This is a genomic window from Micromonospora sp. NPDC007230 (genome assembly GCF_042869115.1).
Lineage (GTDB): Bacteria > Actinomycetota > Actinomycetes > Mycobacteriales > Micromonosporaceae > Micromonospora.
This window is the reverse complement of the sequence record NZ_JBIAFE010000007.1, coordinates 1-20,998: the sequence shown is the minus strand read 5'-3', so window position 1 is coordinate 20,998 and position 20,998 is coordinate 1. Positions and strand designations below refer to the sequence as shown.

Below are 20,998 nucleotides of genomic sequence, written 5' to 3'. Positions count from 1 at the left end.
CCCCTAGCCGAACTGATGCTCAGCCAGCCGGCGGATTGGCCGTTGGCTGAGGTGGCCGGGCTCGATGAGAGGGCCCGGCGTGGCCGTGCGCTCAGAGCAGTGGGCGGAAGTCGGGTCCGTCGGTCGTGGCCAACAGGTCCCACCCGAAGGCCGCCAACGTGATGTCTTTCCGAGCACCGAAGTCCTTCATCAGGGTGGAGATCGGGCCATCTGGGAGACCATCCGCCACCGTGCCGAATACCGTCGCCGGAGATGCCCCGAGCCGCTGTGCCACGATCCACGGCAGCGCCAGAGCCACCATCACGTCTCGTTCATCCTCGGGTTGCAGGCACCAGGCGAGTGCAGTGGCCAGCAAGGAACGGCGCAACAGCTCGATGGAGGTCTCCCGTAGCGCAAGGGTGGCGAGGCGAACGCCGTAGCGTCCGAGGGCGAGCGAGGCGGAGGGGTCGAGGGAGTCGAGAAAGCCCTGATCAACACGTTGCGGCGCCCGTGCCAGGATGGCCTGAGCAACCCAGTCGCGGTTGCCTGGGATCCTCTCCAGGTTCGGCTTCACGTGTTCAGGATGGCAAGGCTAAGCCAGCCTGTTGACGCTCGGGCCCTGGGGTCCCAATGGCGGTCCAATTGGCGATGACCGATTGGTGGCGAGCTGCGGAGGCCCACGTGGTTCAGGGTGCGCGACGGCTGAAGTCACGCGCTGATAGCCTGACGCGTCTCGCGCGAGAGGTGGAGTCCGCCCGTGCTCAGGATGGTGCTGCGTAGGTTAGTCGCGGTGGCGGCCGTCTGCATGGTGAGCGCGTGCGGTTCTTCAACGGCTCATACAGCGGATCGATCAGCGGGCGAAACGATCCCCTCCACGGTGCAGGCGACGGGCTCGGCCACAGCCACGAAACCAGCTTTCCCAGCAGTTCCGGCGACCGGCGGGTCCGGCTACTCCGCGACGCTGTCCGCACGCTTGTTGACCACGGACTCGGTGCCGCCCGGATTCACTGTGGAGATCGCGACAGTCATGCCGTCGGATGCTGGAGATCAACGCCCAAGCGTCGACGTGTCCTGTTCGGACATGATCCCGCTGCTGTCGGCCACGCGGCTGACCGGGACTCCGTCCGCGATGGCCGCAGCCACCCTCAGCTATGACGCGGATCCCGATGGCTGGGGCTGGGTGGGAAACGAATTCCTCAGAACCTACGCCGATGACAGCGCACGACGAGCAATGACCGACCTGCGAGCCTTCATCGGCCGTTGCCCCACCGTCGCGTCGTCCGGCCTCGGCGGCGGCAGGTACCGCTTCGCAGTGGCACCAGGGCCGCGGCTGGGCGATGACAGTATTCACGTCAGCTGCAGCATGACGTCCGGTTCTGGCACGCTGGAATGCGACAGTGTACTCGTCCGGATCGGAACCACTTTGGTGGTCGTCCAGGAGCAGGGCAACAAACCCGGCGGCAACAAATACCTCACCCAGCTCGCCGAAGCGGCGCTCCGCAGATACCAGACGACCGGATCCTGAATGGCCTTACGCGCCCCGAGGCCAGGCCCGTTTCTTCCCCGAGCGGCGTCCGATCGACGTGGTCAGCGGGAAGCTGCGGACCATCCACCAGCGGTGCTCCACGAAGCAGGCGTTGCCGTGCCATCCGGTATCCGGCGACTGCGGTGGCGAGCTACCGGACCGTCAGCATGATGTTGCTGACCTCGGACGAAACCGACCCTGCTGATCGGCGCGACGAACCAACACGGCGACACCCGCCGGGAAGACCCCACCGAAGAAGTACGCCCGCCCCGTCCACCGGTGCGCGGCCGGGTAGCGCCGGCCGCGGCCGGGCCTGGAAACAGCCGGCGAGCAGCGCCACGGAGCCGACCACGATGTGTGCCACCAGCAGCGGGGTAACGCCGTGCGGGCCGTCGGGTGAGCGGTGCGGGGTCCCGCCCTCGCCTTGAGGCCGGCCCTTCCTCGGGTCGGCATCGCTCGGCGAGGAGAGCAGCCCGATGGCGCCGGTGTCATCGGCGGCAACGGCCGGGCTGACCTGCTGCCCTGCATGATCACGACGATTGACGGAGTCGTACCGCGACCTTCTCGACAACTGCACCATGACGGCCTGCTCGTGCCGTCTTTAGTGTCGTGCCACGTGCGCTCTTCGGCCGCGCGGTGCCCAAGCTGCGCTGAGGGTCGCCAAGGGAGAAATGCCAAAGGGAGAAGAGTGGTGAAAACGAAACCCCTCGTGGCGGGTGCCGTCGCTCTGGTGACGGCTGTGGCAGTGCAGCTGGGTGGAGCTGGCGCGGCATCCGCCGCCGAGCCGCCAGGATCGAGCCCGTCGGACAACTCCGCCCATGGCGGCGCGGTCCTCGACGACATCCACAACGTGCCGACGACCGCCGTCGCAAAGAACGTCACGTTCATCGACAACGTCAGGGGAGTCAGCGGCTACTCGGCGCTGAACTTCATCAAGTACGACAAGTACGGCTACGACTTCATGTTCGCCAACGGCACCGGCGGCCTCGCCGTCTGGTCGCTGGAGGACCCCCAGCACCCGGCCCTGGTCTCGAAGATCACGGCGGCCGAGCTGCGCCTGCCGGGGGACACCCAGGACAGGTTCTGGGAAGGCGAGAACATGACCGTCGACCCGAAGCGCAAGCTGGTCTTCCTCATTCGGGACCCGCGGGGCTTCGGCGGCACCGTCAGGACCGGTCAGTCCGGCGTCTACATCGTTGATGTCAAGAATCCATGGAAGCCGGAGATCGTCACCTTCCACCCGATTCCGGCCGGGCACACGTCCACCTGCATCAACGACTGCAAGTACCTGTGGTCGGTCGGTCCGGCCAACACGGGGACGCCAGGCCACGACCCCTCCTGGAACGGCGTGCCGGTGCGGGTGACCGACGTCCACGACATCAAGCACCCGTACACCTTCGACCGGGCGGTCGATCTCGATCGGCTCGACGGGGTCACCGACTATGTGCACAGCGTTGACGTCGACAAGGACGGCATCGCCTGGGTCTCCGGTGAGGGTGGCGTACGCGGCTACTGGACCGAGGGCAACCACTACGACCCGGTGCAGAAGCGCAACCGCGTCGCGACGGCGTACGACCCGGTGCCGTACGCGGGCGGGACCGTCACGCCCATCAACCCGGCGGGCACCGCCTTCTATGACTTCTTCGACCACAACGCCTACCACCCCACGGAGAAGGTCGGCTCCTTCGACAAGGGTGAGCTGCTCTACATCACCAACGAGAACGTCACGTCCTGCGCGCAGGCGGGCGAGTTCAAGATCGCCTCGCTGAAGGGCAGCTACGACGGCGAGAGTTGGCGCTCCACGCCGGAGAACCCGTTCCGGCTGGAACTGATCAGCCACTGGTCGCCGTGGGGCAAGGAAGGGTCGTCCACCACCGGTAGCTGCTCCGCGCACTGGTTCACGGTGAACGGCAACATCGTGGCGCAGGGGTGGTACGGGCAGGGCACCCGCTTCCTCGACGTGTCGGATCCGAGGAACCCGACCCAGGTCGGCTACTTCCGCGTGCCGTCGGGGCAGGGCGTGACCGGCGGTTCGGCGTCGGCCGTCTACTGGCACAACGGGCTGGTCTACGTCGCGGACTACAACCGGGGCGTCGACGTCCTGCGGTTCGACGGCGAGCTGGCCGGCGCGCCGGACGACAAGATCTGTTGGAACTCGTGCGACAAGTAACCGTCTGAGCGAGAGCACCGGCCCGAGCGTGGCGACCGCTGCGCCCGGGCCGGCTTTCGGTGGTGACGGACATGGAGGTAGAACGGTGCGACGCAGAGGTGCCGTGCGCGTGGCCGCGCTGGGCGCGACCGCGCTGGTGGTGAGCGGTCTGCTCGCCGGGTGCTCTGCCTCTGACGAGGGCGGGGGCGCCCCGAGGACGCGGGGCGAGATCACGTTCGGGGTGCTGGCCCCGCTGTCAGGCGACCTGGCTGAGCGGGGGCAGGACCTCGTCGACGGGGCGCAGCTGGCCGCCGCTGAGCTCAACGATCAGGGTGGCGTGCTGGGGCGGCAGGTGAAGGTGGCCGTCGAGGACGGCGGCTGCACGCCGGCGACCGGCGAGCAGGGGGCGACGGGGCTGGCCGCCAAGAAGGTCGTGGGGGTGGTCGGCGGGCTGTGTGAGGACGCGGCGGTGGCGGCGGCGAACGCCGTGGCCGCGGCTGGCACGCCGTTCCTGGTCTCCTCCGCCCGCGCCGACCGGCTGATCGAGGCCGGGGTGCCTTCGGTGTTCCCGCTGGAGGGGACGGTCTACCAGGAGGCGCTGGCCGCGGTGCACTGGATGGGCTACCGGAGCCCGCAGCGGGTGGCGGTGCTCGATGACGGCTCGCCGGCCGCACAACGGCTGTCCGGCCTGGTGACCGACCGGGTCAAGGCAGACGGCCTGACGGTGAGCAGGCAGAGCGCCGAAGCGAACGGCCCTGATCTCGCGAAGCTCGCCGGCACCGTCACCGCTGCCAAGGCGGACTTCGTCTACTGGGCGGGGGCCGCGGAACCAGGTGGACGACTGGTGAGCGCACTACGTCAGGCCGGCTACGCCGGCCATTTCATGGCCTCCTCCGAGTCGGACAGCCCCGAATTTCTGCAGGCGGCCGGCGCGGCGGCCGAGGACGCATACCTCACCATGGCCGCGAGCCCACGGCTCCTCCCGGCGGCGGCGGACTGGGCTGCCCGCTTCAAGGACCGCTACCGACGGGAGCCGGGCCGCGACGCCATGCAGGCCTACGACGCGCTTCGCGCGCTGGCGCAGGCGGTGCGCCAGGCGGGGGACACGGCACCCGCGAAGGTCGTCGACAACCTCCCGCGGCTCGAAAACTTCACCACCTTCACCGGAACGCTCCGCTTCGCCGCCGACCACTCCCTGACGTACGACAACTTCATCATCGCCCAGGTCAGGGGCGGCAAGCTCATCCTGGCCAGCAAGCTGCGTACGGACTAGGTCGGATGACGCACAGCATGCACCCCGTACGCCATCGCTGGGCCCGGCTGGTCACGCGGCTGGCGGTGGTCGTCCTCCTCGCGACCGGCGGCCTGGTCACTGACCTCGCGTCCACCGCGACCACGCATCCGGCGTACGCCCACGCCTACCTGCTGGAGACCTCGCCGGTCGACGGCGAGGTGCTGGCCTCGCCCCCGGCGGAGGTCCGGCTCCGCTTCGACGACGCGGTCAGCTTCAACGAGCGGTCGATCCAGCTGCTCGACACGAACGCGAAGAAGCTGGCGATCGGCACCGCTGGTCACGTGGACGGGAAGGCCAACACGGCGCGGGTCAGCCTGCCCACGGATCTGACCGAGGGAACCTACGTCCTGGCCTGGCGGGTCACCTCCGCGGACTCGCACGTGGTGTCGGGTGCGTTCAGCTTCAGCATCGGCCACCCGAGCGCTACGGCCGCCCCGGTGGAGCAGGACGCCCACCGTGCCGTCCTCGTCGTCGACGCGGTCGGCCGCGCCCTGGCCTTTCTCGGTGTGGCCCTCGCCCTCGGTGGCGCACTGTTCGTGGCCGTGCTCTGGCCCGCCGGCCGTACCGACCGCCGCGGCCGGCGCATCGTGTGGTCAGGATTCGCCGTGCTGACCGCCGGCACCGTGTTGGTCCTGCTCGTACAGGGGCCGTACGCCGCCGGCACGTCGCTGGCCGGAGTGTTCGACCCGGACCTGATCGGCGCGGCGCTGTCCACCCGGTTGGGCCACGCGCTGCTGGCGCGGCTGGTGATCGTGCTCGCCCTCGGCGTGGCCTTCGGGATCGCCGTACGCCCCGGCTCTCCCGCTGCCACGACCGGGACGGCCGGTGCCGGCGCCACCCGCCGGATCGTCGTGCCCGCGGTTGCCGCGGTCGGCGCCGTCGCTCTGACGCTGACCTGGGCGTTGGCGGATCACGCGCAGACCGGCGTGCAGACCTGGCTGGCCGTGCCGGCGACCAGCCTGCACCTACTCGCCATGGGCCTGTGGCTGGGCGGCCTGATCACGCTCGCGGCCTGCGTACTCATCCCGGCCGGGAGGCGGGAGACCAGCCAGGTCATCACCCTGGAGCCCGCGCTGCCCAGGTTCTCCCGGCTCGCGCAGGTCTGCTTCGCGGTGATCGCGGCGACCGGCGTCTATCTGTCCTGGCGGCAGGTGGGGACGTGGGCCGCGCTCGGCGCGACCGACTTCGGTCGGCTGCTTCTCGGCAAGCTCGCCGTCGTCCTCGCCGTGGTGGGTCTCGCCGCCGGGGCGCGGCGGTTCGTGCGGCGGCGCGGCCGCGAACCCGTCGGCCTCGACGCCGCCCCCTCCGTCGCGGTGCGCCGGCTGCGCCGCTCGGTCGTGGGCGAGATCCTGCTCGGGGTCGCGGTCGTGTCGATCACGGCCGTCCTCGTCAACACCGCCCCGGCCCGCACCAGCTACGCGCCGCCGGTGCACACCACCGTCCCCGTTCCCGCCGCCGCGGCCGGCTCGGCCGCCGGGCTGCGGGACGCCTCGGTCGAGGTGAAGATCGAGCCGGCGAGGTCGGGCAGCAACGTGGCCGACATCTACCTCACCGGCCCGGATGGCTCGCTGGTCGCGGTCCCCGAGATCTCCGGCCAGCTCGAATCACCCGACCGCGACGTCCCGGCACTGCCCGTCACCGTCACCGCGGCCGAACCCGGCCACTACGTGGCGAACTCGATGTCCATCCCCTTCCCCGGGGTGTGGGTGCTGCGGCTGGACATCCGAGTCTCCGACTTCGACGAGACACCCGTGCGCGTCCGGTTCACGGCACGCTGAAAGGCTGGTGACACACATGCGAGGCGCTGACCGGAAGGCGTCCTGGAGCCGATCGACCGCGGTGGCCGCCGGCTTGCTCGCCCTCGGCGTCCTGGCCGGCTGTTCCAGCGGGAGTCCGGAACCCCTGACCAAGCCCCCCTACACCGTGGACTCCATCCGCTTCGGCCTCGTCAGCCCCAGTGACCTGGGCGAAGGCGCGACCGAGATCAAGGACAACGGCCACTCCTCGCACGTCGTCTACACGCCCCCGAACAGCATCCCAACCTGCCCGTACGTGCAGCGTTCCGAGGACGTCGAGGTCAGTGTGGAGCCAGCGATCGAGCCGGTGGGTGGGAATCCGACCGGACGGATCATCGTCGCACCACAGCTCGCGGGGCCGTCGTCCCTGCCAGTGGTCACTCAGGGCGCGGTGGTCTTCGAAAGTCCCTCACTCGCTGACAGCACGATGAACACCGTCGTGGCCGAGGCCACCAAGTGCCCGGCGACGTTCAGCGTGCTCGGCGGACCGCCGTCCGTGGTGGGCGAGTACAAGGTCGGCAGCCGATCGATCGAAATCAACGGATGGAAAGGGTACGCCCAGCATCTTGTACACACCTCGCCGCCCGACGTGAACCCGGACACTTACGACGACCTGGTCACCGTCGTGGTGCACAAGGAGAACGCCATCGTCTACGTCGGCTACGCCCAGATCAAGGCCGTGGGCAAGCGCGCCGACTCCGACGAGAAGGTCAAGGCCTTGATGAAGACCACGCTGGGCCGCCTCGGCTAGCGCGAATATCACCTATTGAAAGTGGAGGAAGGGTGAGAGTGATACCCGTTGGAAGAGCCAGGAGGGGCAGAGCCCTCCTGAGGGGCGCGACCGTGCTTGCGATGGCGGCCGCGCTGCAGATGTCGAGTGTCGGCGCGGCCCACGCGGACCCGTCCGGTCCGGTCCGCCCCGGCACGGTCGGGTCGGCCGAGGCTGAGGCGACCAGCCTGCAGAACCAGGCGGACGCGGCCGCGAAGGACGCCGCCAGGGCAGCCGCCCGCCTGGACGAGGCCAAGGCCAGGGCGGAGGAGGCGGCGCAGAAGGCCGCTGACGCCGCCGCCACGGCCGAGCAGTCGGGCAAGATCTCCGACAAGAACAAGGCGGATGCCGCCGCCGCCCAGGCCGCGCAGGCATCCGCGCAGGCAGCGCAGGCGCAGCTGGAGTACAACGACAAGGCGGCTGCGGCGGCGCAGGCGGCTGCGGCCGCGGCGGAGGCGGCGACCAACGCCGAGCGCGAGGCCGCGTCGCTCGCCGGCATCACGGACGGCACCGCCACCGAGGGGACGCAGACCCTGCCGGACACCGGGGTGTTCCCGGACAACGCGACGCACAGCGACAACGTCGAGGTCGTCGGTCACGTGCGCGGCCTGCTGTCGAACAATGGGAGCTGCCCCGCGTTCAAGGCGACGAAGTGCCCGGCGTTCTCGTCGCTGAACTTCGTGCACTACGAGAAGCTCGGCTACGACGTCATGGTCGCCAACGGCACCGGCGGCCTGGCCGTCTGGTCGCTGAAGGACCCCGAGCACCCGGAGTACATCGCCGCCGTCACCGTCGACCAGCTCAGGCAGCCGGGCGAGACCATGACCCAGTTCTGGGAGGGCGAGAACCTCACGGTCGACAGCCGGCGCAAGCTCGTCTTCCTGACCCGCGACTCGGGCACCAAGGGCCTGTTCATCATCGACATCAAGGACCCGTGGCACCCGAAGCTGCTGGGCTTCCACCGGGTCCCGCTCGGCCACACCGCGACGTGCATCAACGACTGCCGGTTCATCTGGTCGGTGGGCTCGGGTGTGCGCGGTGTGAGCTCCCCCGTCTACGTGACCGACGTGCGTGACGTCAACCACCCGTTCACCTACAGCCAGGCCGTCGTCTCCGACGTCCGGCGCACCGGCGTGACGAGCGGCTCCACGCACAGCGTCGACGTCGACTTCGACGGCGTCGTCTGGGTCTCGGGCAGCGGCGGCGTCCGCGGCTACTGGACCGACGGCAAGCACTTCGACCCGGCCACGCAGACCAAGCGCTACGCGACGGCCTACGACCCGATCCCGTACGCGGGTGGGAGCGTCAGCGGCTCGGAGAGTGCCTTCCTGCACAACGCCTACCGCTTCCCGAACGCCCTCGGCGACCGCCCGAAGGGCGACGTGGTGCTCATCACCAACGAGAACAACAACCAGAACTGCGCGAAGGCCGGCGTGTTCATCCTGGCGTCGCTGGAGGGGACGCACGACGCCGAGGGGATCACCTCCACGCCGGAGAACCCGGTCAAGATGACGCGGCTCGCCACCTACAGCCCCGGCGGCAAGCCCGGCCACTACGTCGACCCGACGGGTAAGGCGGGCGACTGCTCCGCGCACTGGTTCACGGTGAACGGCAACATCGTCGCCGCCGGCTTCTACGAGCAGGGCGTCCGGTTCCTGGATATCTCCGACCCGAGCAACCCGCAGCAGGTCGGCTGGTTCCGGGTGCCCGACCGCGCCGCCAGCCCCGACGGACCGGCGATCATCGGGAGCAACGCCTCCTCGGCGTACTGGCACAACGGGTACGTCTACGTCCCCGACTACGGTCGAGGCGTCGACATCCTGAAGTTCACCGGCGACATCCCCGGTAAGCACGAGAAGAAGGTCTGCTGGAACTCCTGCGAGAAGTAGTCTTCCGCGGACCTTTCGTACGTGGAGGGACCCCGCGCCGCTACCGGCGGCGGGGGTCCCTCCCCGTCACCCGCCCCCGGGGCGGACCTGCCTCGACCACCCCATTCACCACCACCGGAGCCGAGAGAGAAGCACCGAATGCAGCTCCTGACCACCCTCGGCGGCCGTGGCCGGACCTGCCGCAACCGCTGGCTCGCGCCGTTGGCCCTCACCGTCCTCACGCTCCCGGCCGTGGCCGCGTGCACCTCGACCGACGACGCGCCGGCCGCACCGCGGGGGGAGATCGCCTTCGGTGTGATCGCCCCGCTGTCCGGGCCGGACAAGGCACGCGGGCAGGATCTGGTCGACGGGGCGCGGATGGCGGTCGACGACCTCAACGTCCGCGGCGGGATCATCGGGCTGCACGTCTCCCTCGTCACCGTCGACGACGAGTGCCTCGACGACGGCGGCAAGGAGGCGGCGAAGCAGCTCCACCTCACCGAAAACGTCGCCGGCGCCCTCGGGGGCGTCTGCGACGGCGCCGCCGAGGCCGCCGCGCGGGTCCTCGGCGGCAACGGGCTGCCGTTTCTCATCACCTCCGCCAACTCGCCCACGCTGGTCAGCGCGGAGGACACTCCCACGGCCTATCTCACCAACGGCACGCCCTACCAGGAAGCGCTCGCGGCGGTGCACTGGATGGCCTACCAGGCGGCCCAGCGGCTCGCGGTGATCGCTGACGACAACCCGCAGTCGGCATACCTGGTCAACCAGGTGATCTCAGTGGCCTCGCCCGTCCCCAAGGTGGTCAGCAAGCAGACCCTGCCCGCCGGGCAGCGGGACATGGCCGCGGCCGCCGCCACCGCGCTGGCCGCCGACCCCGACGTCGTGTACTGGGCCGGCCCGGCCCAGGAATCCGGCCAGCTGGCCGCAGCGCTCCGCAAAGCCGGGTACAAGGGCAAATACATCGCCTCCGCAGCGTCCGAAAGCCCCGATTTCCTCTCCGCCGCCGGCAGAGACGGCGCCGAGGGCGCGTATGTGATCACAACGGCGAGCCCGCAGAACCTCCCCGCCGCCAAGGCATGGACCACGCGGTTCACCAAGGCCTTCGGCCACCCGCCGGGCCGGGACGCCCTGCAGGCCTACGACGGGCTGCGCGCCCTCGGCCAGGCCGTGACGCAGACGGGAAAGATCGACCCCGCGCTGAACAGCGAACAGCTGACCAAGCTGGAGGACAGCTTCACCACATTCCTGGGTGAGCTACGGTTCGCCCCCGACCACACGGTCAAGTACGACAACCATCTCGTGCTCACCGTCAAGGGCGGTGCCTTCACCCTCGCCAACACCCTGCGTTCGGACAACGGCTCCTGACGGCCCGTGGTCGAGTGCCGCCTCTCCGCCCCCGATGAAGTGAGCCATCCGTGATCTTGAGCTCCCGTGCCACCGTGACCCTCGCGCTGGCCGCCGTCTGCGCCGCCGTCACCGGCTGCTCCAGCGCGGCCGGCCCCACGGCGAGCAAGCCGTCCTACACAGCCGACGACGTCAAGGCCGCGTTCTACAACGCAAAGGACGCCGGCGAAGGCGCGCGCGACTACTGGTACGACCGGGACTTCCACTCGCACAACAACTACGTGCCGCCGAGCGCCATCCAGACCTGCCCGTACGTCCAGCGCTCCGACACACCCAAGGCGCCGTCCAACGTGGTTCAGCCCGTCGGTGGCCAGCCGGTGGGGCAGTTCGCCGTGGAACCCATCCGGGCGACCGACTCCCGCGTGCCATACGTGACCCAGAACGCCCTCGTCTTCGCCTCGGCCGCCATCGCCGACAACGCGATGAACGAGGTCGGTTCCGGGCTGGCCGCCTGCCCCGGATCGTATGAGGTCGATGGGGGACCGCCGGTCATCCTCGGCGCCTATCGCGGGACCAGTCGTCCGCTTGAGGTGTTCGGGTGGAAGGGATATGTGCAGCAGGTCGCCCACACGTACCCGCCAGGGCAGGACGACGTCTATTTCGAGGACATCGCCATCGTGGTGCTCCATCGGGCGAACCTCATCCTCTACCTCGATCTCACCCAGAAGAAGATCGTCGGAGACCGCGCCGACTCGGCCGACAAGGCCAAGGGGGCCACGGAGAAGGTGCTGCGGCGGCTGGGCTGATCGCGACCTGCGCCGGAGCACGCACGCGACCGTGGCTCGCATGTTCAACGTCATGATTGTCGATCAATTGAAAGCTGGAGAATGCACATGCTTCGCCGAGCCGTACGTGGCCTCGTAACCGTAGGCGTGGCGGCCTGCCTGGTCGGCGTCCTACCGACGGCGGCGTTCGCGCACGTGACGGTGAACCCGGGCACGGCCACCCAGGGCGGCTACGCCGCCCTGACGTTCCGCGTTCCCACCGAGAGCGACGACGCGAGCACCACCAAGATCGAGGTGCAGTTCCCGACCGAATCCCCGCTGGCCTCGCTCTCGGTGAAGCCACACCCCGGCTGGTCGTACGAGATCACGAAGAAGAAGCTGGCCACACCGATCGAGGCGCACGGCGCGCAGATCAGCGAGGTCATCGACAAGATCACCTGGACCGCGGCGAACCCGCAGTCGGCGATCAAACCGGGTGAGTACGACGAGTTCTCGGTGAGCGCCGGACCGCTGCCCGCAGCCGACCAACTGGTGTTCAAGACGCTCCAGCACTACAGCGACGGCGAGGTCGTGCGCTGGATCCAGGAGCCAGCCCCCGGCGGCGACGAGCCGGAGCGGCCCGCGCCGGTGCTCCGGCTCGTGCCCGAGGCGAACCCGGCATCCTCTCCGGCGCCGGGCACCGAGCAGGCGGCGCTGGCCGTGGACAACGCGCCCACGACCCAGTCGGATGCGGGGGTCTGGTGGGCGGTCGGACTGTCCGTGGCCTCCCTGGTGATCGGCCTCGTGTGCGCGGCGATCGTCGTGCGCTCGCGCCGGACGCGATAGGCCACCTCGAATTGGGGACTGCCGATCCCCTCGAATCCTGGAGGACTCGAGCGGGCCCGGGCCTCCAGGGCGCCGGTCGTTAATCGTTCGTAGTCGATCGGTGAGCCTCAGTCGCCGACGGAGTGCCTGCGGCGGACGACAAAAGCAAAGGCAAGGAGATGTAACTCCCTGCCACTTCTAACGTATAGCGCGCCGGGGGGCTTGCGGCAAGACCCGGGTCTTGCCGCAGAATCGGCGGCCGGACCAGCACCGACGAGGAATTGGGGGGCCACGACGTGGGTGTGTTGCCGATGTACGGGGGACGCAGCGAGCTCGAACCAATGTTGCTCGAGGCGCCGGTGATTCGATCGGCCAGTGCGGCGCAACAGAGCACGGCTGACTCGGAGGTGTCGCAGTGACCGAGCAGTACGTGTTGGATCTTCAAGAGGTTGACGAGACGCAGGTCGCGGTCGTTGGTGGCAAGGGCGCGCACCTGGGCGGGCTGTCGCGGATCGAAGGCGTACGCGTGCCGGCTGGCTTTTGCGTGACGACGGACGCGTTCCGGCGGATCATGGCGGAAGCGCCGTCGATCGACGACCGGCTCGATCAGCTGTCGCGCCTGAACCCGGATGACCGGGAGGCGATCCGCACGCTCAGCGCGGAGATCCGCCGGACCATTGAAGGGATTGCCGTCCCGGGCGATCTGGCGGCGGCGATCACCCGCGGGCTCGCCCGGCTCGGCGAGCAAGCTGCCTACGCCGTCCGATCGAGCGCGACGGCGGAGGACCTGCCGACGGCCTCGTTCGCCGGCCAGCAGGACACGTACCTGAACGTCGTGGGGCCGGCCGCGGTCCTCCAGCACGTCAGCCGGTGCTGGGCGTCGCTGTTCACCGAGCGGGCCGTTACCTACCGCCAGCGCAACGGCATCGACCACCGCACGGTCCACATGGCCGTGGTCGTGCAGCGGATGGTCTTCCCGGACGCGGCCGGCATCCTGTTCACGGCCGACCCCGTCACGTCCAACCGGAAGGTCGCCACCGTGGACGCCAGCTTCGGCCTCGGCGAGGCCCTGGTTTCCGGCCTGGTGAACCCGGACGTCTTCAAGGTGCGCGACGGCGAGGTCGTCGCCAAGGCGGTCGCCGCCAAGCAGCGTGCCGTTCACGCCCTGCCGGCTGGCGGTACGCAGGAAGTGGCGATCGACCCGCAGCGGCAGGAGCGGCCGGCGCTGACGGATGCGCAGGTCGTGCGGCTGGTGCAGCTCGGCCGGCGGATCGAAGCGCATTTCGGCCGCCCGCAGGACATCGAATGGTGCCTGGTCGACGATGACTTCCAGATCGTGCAGAGCCGGCCGATCACCACGCTGTTCCCCATCCCCGCGGCCGGCGACCAGGAGAACCACATCTACCTCTCCGTTGGTCATCAGCAGATGATGACCGACCCCATGAAGCCCCTGGGGCTCTCGTTCTGGCAGCTGACGGCCATGGCGCCGATGCACGAGGCCGGCGGCAGGCTGTTCGTCGACGTCACCCAGCGCCTGGCCTCGCCCGCGGGCCGCGCCGGCTTCCTGGAGATGGCGGGGAGGTCCGATCCGCTGACCAGGGACGCGCTGGAGACCGTCCTCGACCGTCAGGACTTCGTCCCGGCGCTCCCGGACGGCGGTCCCGGCGGGCCGCCGGTCGGCGGTGCGTCCGCCCCGATCGAGAACGATCCGGCCATCGTCACCGAGCTGATCGAGCGCAGCCAGGCGTCCATCGCCGCCCTGCGGCACGACATCCAGACGAAGACGGGACCGGCGCTGTTCGACTTCCTGCTGGAGGCGTTTCAGGAGCACAAGCGGGTCCTCAGTGATCCATTGAGCATTCAGGCGATCATGGCGGGGATGGAGACAACCTGGTGGCTCAATGACCGGCTGCGGGAATGGCTGGGCGAGAAGAACGCGGCCGACATCCTCACGCTGTCCGCCCCCGGTAACGTCACGTCGGAGATGGGCCTGGCGCTGCTCGACGTCGCGGACGTGATCCGTCCGCATCCGGAGGTAGTGGCGTTCCTGCAGGGCGTCGAGGACGACGGCTTCCTGGACGAGCTGCCGAAGTTCGCGGGCGGGACCGAAGCGCGCGACGCCATCGAGGCCTACCTCGACCGGTACGGCATGCGCTGTGTCGGCGAGATCGACATCACGAGGCCGCGCTGGAGCGAACGCCCCGCCACGCTCGTGCCCGTGATCCTCGACAACGTCAGGAACTTCGAGCCGGGCGCCGCCAAGCGGCGCTTCGAGCACGGGCGCCAAGAGGCGCAGAAGAAGGCGCAGGAGGTGCTCGAACGCCTGCGGGCACTGCCGGACGGGGAGCAGAAGGCAGACGAGACCAAGCGGATGATCGACCGGGTCCGGACCTTCATCGGCTACCGGGAGTACCCGAAGTACGGCATCGTCAGCCGCTACTTCGTCTACAAGCAGGCCTTGCTCGAAGAGGCCGAGCGCCTCGTGCAGGCCAACGTGCTCGCCGAGAAGGAGGACGTCTTCTACCTGACGTTCCAGGAGCTCCACGACGTCGTGCGCTCGAACCAGGTGGATGACAAGCTGATCCAGCAGCGCAAGGAGGCGTTCCGGTCGTACCAGGCGCTTACGCCACCCCGGGTGCTGACATCGGATGGCGAGGTCATCGCCGGGTCGTACCGACGCGACGACGTGCCGACCGGCGCCCTGATCGGCCTACCGGTCTCCGCCGGGACCATCGAAGGGCGCGCCCGGGTCATCCTGGACATGGCCCAGGCTGATCTCGAACCGGGTGACATCCTCGTCACGGCCCACACGGACCCGAGCTGGACGCCCCTCTTCGTCGCCATCGCCGGCCTGGTGACGGAGGTCGGAGGATTGATGACGCACGGCGCGGTGATCGCACGGGAGTACGGCCTGCCGGCTGTCGTCAGCGTGGTGGATGCCACCCGGCTGATTCCCGATGGGCAGCGGATCCGCGTGCACGGAAGCGACGGGTACGTCGAGATCCTGCCTTGACTGACCACTGAGCCGTTTCCAACCTCCCACGTCACGAACAGCGCTCCCTGCCCCGCCGGCTACGGCAGCACGCCCGTGCGCCGTGCGTTGTCCCGTTGCGGGATCGTCAATCGGTCCGGGTGCGGAGGCCCCGCGCCAGGGTGGGGATCATCACCGCCGCAGGGACGAGGTGTAGCCCGAGGAGGGCGGTGGTGGTGGCGGTGTTTGCCCCGGAGAGGAGGGGCGGGACAAACGAGATCGCGGCCAGCGACACCGCCGTCCACACGAATCGCTTGGCGGGGCGAGCGCTCCAACGAAGAAGAGCGACGGCAATGACGACGCCCACGACCGAGAAGAAGCCGGTCACCACGGCGAACCCGGGCAACGGGATCGTCTCGCCACCATCGGGCACCTCGAAGTCGACGCCAACGGCCTGGGCAAGCGCAGCGGCGAGGGTGGTGGCCACCATCGCCGCGAGCGTGGCAATGACGCCGGTGACGGCGAGCCCGCGGAGTCGGTGGGTGCGGCTGGTCTGGCCCGATGCCGGGCCTTCGACGACCCCGGTGTCATTCATGCGGTTCATGTCCTTCCTCCATCTTTCGGTAACTGGGGCGTACGGGATGTGTTGACTGGCATGTGACGTCCTGGCCCTGGGCGTGACGATGCGCACCCTCGCCGTGCGACGGCCGGGGTTCCGCAGGGCGCGGACGCCGGTGCCACGGAGCCAGAACCCGGCCTCTCGTCCGAGGACCGGCCCGGGCTCGCCGTCGCGCAGCTCCAGCTGCACCCGCCCGCGGGTGACGACCCCGAACGCGTCGCGCCACTCCGCCGCGACCACCGCGACACGCGCACCACCGCGCAGCGCGAGCGTCCACACCGCGCCTACTCCGTGCCGTCCGCCGGCAGGCGCTCCGGCAGCCCGAGCCGCGGGAACTGGTCGTCGTGGAACGTGACGATCTCGGTGATCGCCCCGCCGCTGATACGCAGGACGTCGATCGTCAGCGGCAGGTACGCGCCCTCCCGCTTCCGCCACAGGTAGAAGGCGGCGGCGGGCTGCCGGTTCACGGAGGTGAGGACGGCGCGCATCTGCTCCATGCCCTCGAAGCCGTCCTCGACCCAATCGTTCACCACCGCGTCGCGGCCGACGGACAGGCCCGGCGTGGGCGGCATCGAGCACCGGACGTCCTCCCGCAGCAGTGCGGCGAGCCCGTCGATGTCCGTGGCCACGCTGGCGTCGGTGTAGCGGCGCACCAGCTCGCGCGTCCCGGCGTCCTCCTCGCCGCCGGTCCAGTCCTGCCGCTCGGCGGGCAGGTGCTCCCGCATGCCGGCGCGGGCCCGCTGCAGCGCGCTGTTCACGGAGTTGACGGAGTCCCCGAGCAGCTCCGCGACGTCCTTCGCCGGCCAGCCGAGCACGTCCCGCAGGATCAGCACGGCCCGCGGGCGCGGCGCGAGGTGCTGGACCGCGACCAGGTACGCCAGCTCGATCGTCTCCCGCGCGACGGCGACGGTCTCCGGCTCGTCCGCGTCGCCCGCGGGCAACTCGTCAAGTAGCCGGTCGGGGTAGGGCTGCAGCCACAGCACCTCGCCGCCGGTCGCAGGCTCCGGGCGGCACTTGGCGAGCAGGTCCAGGCAGGCGTTGGTGGCGATCCGGTACAGCCAGGCCCGGAACGTCGACCGCCCCTCGAAGGTCTCCCGCCGCCGCCAGGCACGGAGAAAAGTCTCCTGCACGGTGTCCTCGGCGTCCTCGAACGACCCGAGCATCCGGTAGCAGTGCACGTGCAGCTCCCGCCGGTGCCGCTCCGCCAGCCCCGAGAACGCCGGCTCGTCGACCTCGCCCAGACCGCTCCCGCCCAACCCGCTCACCCCCAGCTTCTCCAGTCGCGTGTCCGCACTCATCACGTCATCCTTCCGCCTCGTCGTGTCCCGCCGTACATGTGACGGGTGCGGGCGCGACAACTCATCACTCGGTCGGCACGGCTGATCCAGTGACGGATCCAGTGACGGTTGGTAGGTGGGCCAGTGCGAGCAGGGCTTGGCGACTCGGTGCGAGGCGCCTCCCTCTAGTGAGGGAGAAATTCCCCTCGGGATGGGAGGCGTCATGGCGCCCGAGGCGACGATCTTGGTGGTGTGAGAGTTCACGGCAGCCCGCGTTGGGCGTACGGCACGTTCGCGTGGCTGATCTTTTTCGTCGTGTCCCACGTGGTAGCGGTGTTCCTCCCCGGTGACGATCCGACCAGCGACGGACCTTGGGGCCGAAGGGCGTACGTGATCTTCAACATCACTCTCATCCTCATGTCGGCAGTCGGGGCGGCTGTCGTTGTAGCCACCGTCCGGCCGTGGGGACGACGGGTCCCTCGAGGGGTGCTCCTCACGCCGCTGTGGTTTGGCAGCGCGCTACTCGTCGTCCGAGGGGTTCCCGGGATGGTCGAAAACCTGCTGATGGTCACAGGCATCCGCCGAGGCGGCTTTGTGGGGGCGGAAAACATCTCCACGGCTGAGCTCTGGGCCGGCCTTGGGATCAACACCTATTTCTTTGTCGGCGCCGTGCTGCTCGCCGTGGCCACGGTTTCCTACTACCGCCCATCACGGGGAGACAGTCTCGGCTGACTTCCACACCTCCCACAGCCAGGTCATCCTCAACTGCCGCCCAGATGGCGTCGAGCAGGGTGGTGACGCACCGTCAGGTATGACTACCTGTCCTGCTCCTGGTCTGGCGCGACCGGGAGTTGCACCGTGACGCAGAGCCCCCCAGCGGGGCGGGGGATGAGGGTGAGGATTCCGTCGTGTGCCTGGGCGATGCTCTTGACGATTGCCAAGCCGAGGCCGACACCTGAGTGGTCACCGCGGATGCGTTGGGTGCCGCGCTGGAACGGTTCGGTGAGTGTCGAGACCAACAGCGGGCTGAGCTTCTCGCCGGTGTTCTCGACAGTGAGCACCACAGTCTTGGGATGAAGGCTGGTCGTGACCCACACGGTGCCCTGCTCAGCCAGGTTGTGGACGATCGCGTTGTGCATGAGGTTAGTGGCCATCTGCAGCAGGAGGGCGTATGAGCCGATGGTGGGGGTGATGTCGCCGGAGGTCTCGATGGTGAGGCCGCGTTTTTCTGCGAGCGGGAGAAGTGTTTCAGTGGCCTCTTCCGCGATGAGGGACAGGTCGACGTGTTCTCGGGTGAAGGACCGCTGGTCGGCGCGGCTGAGCAGGAGCAATGCTTCAGTGAGTTCGATCGCTCGGGTGTTGACGAAGTGGAGGCGGTCGACAAGTTCGCCGGTGTCGCGGTTCAGATCGTTGCGGGCCACGTCGAGAAGGGTCTGCGTGATCGCCAGCGGGGTGCGCAGCTCGTGCGAGGCGTTGGCTGCGAATCTCCGCTGTTCGGCGACGTGCGCTTCGAGCCGCGCGAGCATGGTGTCGAACGCGTCGGCGAGTTCGCGGAATTCGTCTTTGCCGCCTTCCAACTGGATCCGGTGGGAGAGTGATCCGTTCGCGGCCAGGCGGGTGGCATGTGTGATGCGAGCCAGGGGCGCGAGCATGCTGCCAGCGAGGATCCATCCTCCCAGGAGGCCGAACACCAGCAGGAACGCCAGCACTGCGGCCGCCGCCGGGGCGAAGGCCCGCACCAGGTCAGCCTTGAGGGTTCGAATCCCACCGATAGTGTCGATCACCTCGGGTACGTAACGCAGCAGGAACACCCACACCGCGGCGAGCAGCAGGGCACCTGCAAGCATGAGGAACCCCGCGTAGCTGAGGGTGAGTTTGAGGCGAACGCTCAAACCTGGCGCCCTATCCACGGCCCCCTCCCGCACGCCCGATGCCGGATGCCGTGTCGATGCGGTAGCCGACGCCGGCCACGGTGGCGATGATCCCGGGTTCGCCGAGCCGTTTGCGCAATGCCGAGACAGTAATGCGCACGGCATTGGTGAAGGGGTCGGCGTTCTCATCCCACGCCCGCTCCAAGAGTTCTTCGGCGCTGACTACCCCGCCTTCAGCAGCGACGAGGACCTCGAGCACGGCGAACTGCTTCCTGGTCAGCGCGACGTAACGGCCGTCCCGGTAGACCTCCCGGCGGAACGGATCCAGACGCAGACCTGCGATCTCCCGCACCGGCGGCCTGTTGTGCGCGCGTCTGCGGTCGAGCGCCCTGAGCCTGAGCACGAGTTCTCGGAGTTCGAAGGGCTTCGTGAGGTAGTCGTCGGCGCCGAGCCCGAACCCGGAGGCCTTGTCGTCGAGCCGGTCGGCAGCAGTGAGCATCAGGATCGGCATGCCGCTGCCGGAGGCGACGATGCGTTCGGCGATCTCGTCACCGGAGGGCCCGGGAATGTCGCGATCGAGGACGGCAATTTCGTAGGTGTTGATGCTCAACAGCTCAAGAGCGGTGTCGCCGTCACCGGCGATGTCAGCCGCGATCGCTTCCAGGCGCAGCCCATCGCGGATGGCCTCTGCCATGTAGGGCTCGTCCTCAACGACCAACACACGCATGCTCACGATGCTACGAGCCGGCGCATATCGTCGGCATACCGAAAACCACATACGGGCTGACAACACGACGCTGCCTTGACTGACAGCATGAGTCAAATCACAGCAGCACGAACAAAGGCCCGTAGGCGGCCCATCGCCGTCGGCCTGATCGCCGTCGCGGCTGCGATCATCGGAACCCTCGTATACCAGTCAACATCATCAACGGCGCCCTCGCTCGGCGAAACCCTTCCCGGCGACCACGGTCGTACCGCAACTGAAGCTGACGGCGTCCTCCCCGACGCCGCGACAGTATTTGATGACGAGTATCCCGGCGTAACCAACCTCGACCCGGATCTGCTCCAAGCCCTGCGTAAAGCGGCAACGGATGCCGCTCACGACAGCATCGAGTTCTACATCAACAGTGGCTGGCGTTCCCCCAAATACCAAAAACAGCTTCTTCGTGAGGCGGTCTCGAAATACGGCTCGGAAAAGGAAGCCGCCCGATGGGTCGCCACCCCGGACACCTCTCCGCACGTTTCCGGCGACGCGGCCGACCTTGGCCCCTTAAAAGCCACAGAGTGGCTGTCAGAAAACGGCGCCGAATACGGACTGTGCCAGATCTACGGCAACGAGCCCTGGCACTACGAACTGCGCCCCCAGGCGATGGATCGCGGCTGCCCTCCCATGTATGCCGACCCCACACGTGATCCGCGTATGCGGCAGTAACCGGCGCTGTCGCCCGGCCCCGTGGAACACGTCGCGGACATCGTCGAGCACTCGACGCAAGTGTCCACAAGGGCTACCAGCCCCCGGACGGCGCGGCTGGACGGTCTACGTCTGCCCGACGACGAGATCTGCGAGCGTGCCCCTACCTAGTCTTGTTTTTTAACCTTCGGCTCTCTGGCCTGATGTTTCGCGCTGTCGTGGGTGGACACGAAGACGGCCTTCGGTGATCATGTCGTCTCGCCAAAGAAGAACATGACTCACAACCGAAGGCCGTGATGAGCAGTGTGCCCGACCCCGCTGGCCGCGTCGAGTCGCTGCGGCGGCTCGCAGGGTTCCGGGAAGAGTTTTACGGCTGTCTGACCCGTCGGGCGTGAATCGGCCTGGGTTTCCCGGAGGGCATGATCTAACAGGGAGAGGATCATGCCAGCACCGAAGAAGTATGACGATGAGACGCAGGCGCGTGCGGTCCGGATGTATGCCGACCGGATCGCCGGTGGTGATGTTTCGCAGGT

At 68.7% G+C, this 20,998-nt stretch carries 17 protein-coding genes; 12 read left to right on the top strand and 5 right to left on the bottom strand.

The genetic code is table 11. The features are described 5' to 3' along the window. Positions 1 to 91: 91 nt before the first annotated feature. Positions 92 to 553 (bottom strand): hypothetical protein, encoded by a 462-nt coding sequence (locus ACFYML_RS11995; RefSeq protein ID WP_387420595.1) that lies wholly within the window; start codon positions 551 to 553, stop codon positions 92 to 94. A 507-nt stretch (positions 554 to 1,060) separates the two neighbouring features. On the opposite strand from ACFYML_RS11995, the gene ACFYML_RS11990 reads away from it, so the two are divergent. From ACFYML_RS11990 to rph, 10 genes are all read left to right on the top strand, one after another. Continuing rightward, a complete protein-coding gene (locus ACFYML_RS11990; protein ID WP_387420594.1) occupies positions 1,061 to 1,504 on the top strand; it encodes a hypothetical protein in 444 nt (147 codons plus the stop codon). A gap of 730 nt (positions 1,505 to 2,234) precedes the next feature. Then, positions 2,235 to 3,674, top strand: coding sequence for an LVIVD repeat-containing protein (locus ACFYML_RS11985; protein WP_387420592.1), 1,440 nt, complete (start codon positions 2,235 to 2,237; stop codon positions 3,672 to 3,674). 85 nt (positions 3,675 to 3,759) lie between these two features. Continuing rightward, a complete protein-coding gene (locus ACFYML_RS11980; RefSeq protein ID WP_387420591.1) occupies positions 3,760 to 4,926 on the top strand; it encodes a branched-chain amino acid ABC transporter substrate-binding protein in 1,167 nt (388 codons plus the stop codon). A gap of 5 nt (positions 4,927 to 4,931) precedes the next feature. Then, a complete protein-coding gene (locus ACFYML_RS11975) occupies positions 4,932 to 6,725 on the top strand; it encodes a copper resistance protein CopC (protein WP_387420590.1) in 1,794 nt (597 codons plus the stop codon). A gap of 73 nt (positions 6,726 to 6,798) precedes the next feature. After that, complete coding sequence (locus ACFYML_RS11970; RefSeq protein WP_387420589.1) at positions 6,799 to 7,494, top strand: hypothetical protein; 696 nt, start codon at positions 6,799 to 6,801, stop codon at positions 7,492 to 7,494. Between the two features lie 101 nt (positions 7,495 to 7,595). Further along, complete coding sequence (locus ACFYML_RS11965) at positions 7,596 to 9,401, top strand: LVIVD repeat-containing protein (protein ID WP_387420588.1); 1,806 nt, start codon at positions 7,596 to 7,598, stop codon at positions 9,399 to 9,401. A gap of 138 nt (positions 9,402 to 9,539) precedes the next feature. Beyond that, positions 9,540 to 10,748: a branched-chain amino acid ABC transporter substrate-binding protein gene (locus ACFYML_RS11960; protein WP_387420587.1), complete on the top strand. Its 1,209-nt coding sequence runs from the start codon at positions 9,540 to 9,542 to the stop codon at positions 10,746 to 10,748. Positions 10,749 to 10,822: 74 nt separating this feature from the next. Continuing rightward, complete coding sequence (locus tag ACFYML_RS11955) at positions 10,823 to 11,533, top strand: hypothetical protein (protein ID WP_387420586.1); 711 nt, start codon at positions 10,823 to 10,825, stop codon at positions 11,531 to 11,533. A gap of 87 nt (positions 11,534 to 11,620) precedes the next feature. Beyond that, a complete protein-coding gene (locus ACFYML_RS11950) occupies positions 11,621 to 12,337 on the top strand; it encodes a YcnI family protein (RefSeq protein WP_387420585.1) in 717 nt (238 codons plus the stop codon). Between the two features lie 394 nt (positions 12,338 to 12,731). Then, positions 12,732 to 15,329, top strand: coding sequence for a rifamycin-inactivating phosphotransferase (gene rph, locus ACFYML_RS11945; protein ID WP_387420584.1), 2,598 nt, complete (start codon positions 12,732 to 12,734; stop codon positions 15,327 to 15,329). A 106-nt stretch (positions 15,330 to 15,435) separates the two neighbouring features. On the opposite strand, the gene ACFYML_RS11940 is transcribed toward rph, so the two are convergent. Next, positions 15,436 to 16,185: a DUF6069 family protein gene (locus ACFYML_RS11940; protein WP_387420583.1), complete on the bottom strand. Its 750-nt coding sequence runs from the start codon at positions 16,183 to 16,185 to the stop codon at positions 15,436 to 15,438. 5 nt (positions 16,186 to 16,190) lie between these two features. Beyond that, a complete protein-coding gene (locus tag ACFYML_RS11935) occupies positions 16,191 to 17,204 on the bottom strand; it encodes an RNA polymerase subunit sigma-70 (RefSeq protein WP_387420582.1) in 1,014 nt (337 codons plus the stop codon). A gap of 525 nt (positions 17,205 to 17,729) precedes the next feature. Between ACFYML_RS11935 and ACFYML_RS11930 the strand changes: the two genes are divergently transcribed. Continuing rightward, positions 17,730 to 17,915, top strand: a complete 186-nt coding sequence (locus tag ACFYML_RS11930) for a hypothetical protein (protein ID WP_387420581.1) — start codon at positions 17,730 to 17,732, stop codon at positions 17,913 to 17,915. 83 nt (positions 17,916 to 17,998) lie between these two features. On the opposite strand, the gene ACFYML_RS11925 is transcribed toward ACFYML_RS11930, so the two are convergent. Together ACFYML_RS11925 and ACFYML_RS11920 are read right to left on the bottom strand one after the other, a co-directional pair. Beyond that, positions 17,999 to 19,075, bottom strand: a complete 1,077-nt coding sequence (locus ACFYML_RS11925; RefSeq protein ID WP_387420580.1) for a sensor histidine kinase — start codon at positions 19,073 to 19,075, stop codon at positions 17,999 to 18,001. Positions 19,076 to 19,085: 10 nt separating this feature from the next. After that, the gene (locus ACFYML_RS11920) at positions 19,086 to 19,781 is read right to left on the bottom strand and encodes a response regulator transcription factor (RefSeq protein WP_387420578.1); all 696 of its coding nucleotides are present in this window, start codon (positions 19,779 to 19,781) and stop codon (positions 19,086 to 19,088) included. A gap of 75 nt (positions 19,782 to 19,856) precedes the next feature. On the opposite strand from ACFYML_RS11920, the gene ACFYML_RS11915 reads away from it, so the two are divergent. Next, positions 19,857 to 20,486 (top strand): D-alanyl-D-alanine carboxypeptidase family protein, encoded by a 630-nt coding sequence (locus tag ACFYML_RS11915; protein ID WP_387420577.1) that lies wholly within the window; start codon positions 19,857 to 19,859, stop codon positions 20,484 to 20,486. Positions 20,487 to 20,998 lie beyond the last annotated feature (512 nt).

Coding starts and splice junctions, on each gene's coding strand:
- ACFYML_RS11990 (WP_387420594.1), top strand. CDS start 1,061: ATGATCCCGCTGCTGTCGGCCACGCGGCTGACCGGGACTCCGTCCGCG.
- ACFYML_RS11975 (WP_387420590.1), top strand. CDS start 4,932: ATGACGCACAGCATGCACCCCGTACGCCATCGCTGGGCCCGGCTGGTC.
- ACFYML_RS11965 (WP_387420588.1), top strand. CDS start 7,596: ATGGCGGCCGCGCTGCAGATGTCGAGTGTCGGCGCGGCCCACGCGGAC.
- ACFYML_RS11960 (WP_387420587.1), top strand. CDS start 9,540: ATGCAGCTCCTGACCACCCTCGGCGGCCGTGGCCGGACCTGCCGCAAC.
- ACFYML_RS11950 (WP_387420585.1), top strand. CDS start 11,621: ATGCTTCGCCGAGCCGTACGTGGCCTCGTAACCGTAGGCGTGGCGGCC.
- ACFYML_RS11935 (WP_387420582.1), bottom strand. CDS start 17,204: ATGAGTGCGGACACGCGACTGGAGAAGCTGGGGGTGAGCGGGTTGGGC.
- ACFYML_RS11930 (WP_387420581.1), top strand. CDS start 17,730: ATGGTCGAAAACCTGCTGATGGTCACAGGCATCCGCCGAGGCGGCTTT.
- ACFYML_RS11920 (WP_387420578.1), bottom strand. CDS start 19,781: ATGCGTGTGTTGGTCGTTGAGGACGAGCCCTACATGGCAGAGGCCATC.